Raw genomic sequence first — 535 nt, forward strand, 5'->3', positions numbered from 1 at the left:
AGGTAATCACCACCGCATTATCGGCTGGCTCTTTGCCTTGTTGCAGCTGTGCCAGCAAAGTATCTAAACCTATGACTTGATACTGATTGTCTTTTAAATACTGCAAATGAGTGCGAAACTCTTCTGGCGTCACGCTGGTGGAGCGGGGCGTCTGAGTGCTGACATGATGGTACTGCAGAATAATAGCGGCATGGCTTTGAAAGCTGATGTGAACGCTCAGCAAAGCAAATAAACAGCACCATAGTTTCATTTCATAACTCCTTTGAAATCAATACAACAAAGGCCACATCAAGTGGCCTTTATCGCTTATACAAACAACAGCTTAGTAGTAAGAATGCTCACCACGTTGGTGATCAGTCACATCACGCACTGCAGTTAATTCACCGGCAAAACGTTGCAGCAGTTCTTTTTCGATCCCTTCTTTTAAAGTTAAATCGACTTGTGAACAGCCATTACAACCACCACCAAATTGCAGTACAGCGACGCCGTCGTCTGTCAGTTCTACCACTGAAACACGACCACCGTGGTTGGCTAA

General features: G+C 45.0%; 2 protein-coding genes. Both read right to left on the minus strand.

Annotated elements, in window-relative coordinates; genetic code table 11:
• Positions 1-250, minus strand: a 250-nt coding sequence (locus ABD056_RS22840) for a hypothetical protein (protein ID WP_425545080.1), incomplete at its 3' end; no start/stop codon positions are given.
• Between the two features lie 72 nt (positions 251-322).
• Positions 323-535 (minus strand): NifU family protein (locus ABD056_RS22845; protein ID WP_343870606.1); only part of this gene is annotated, 213 nt, incomplete at its 5' end.

The organism is Caenispirillum bisanense, assembly GCF_039523075.1.
GTDB classification, from domain to species: domain Bacteria; phylum Pseudomonadota; class Alphaproteobacteria; order Rhodospirillales; family Rhodospirillaceae; genus Caenispirillum; species Caenispirillum bisanense.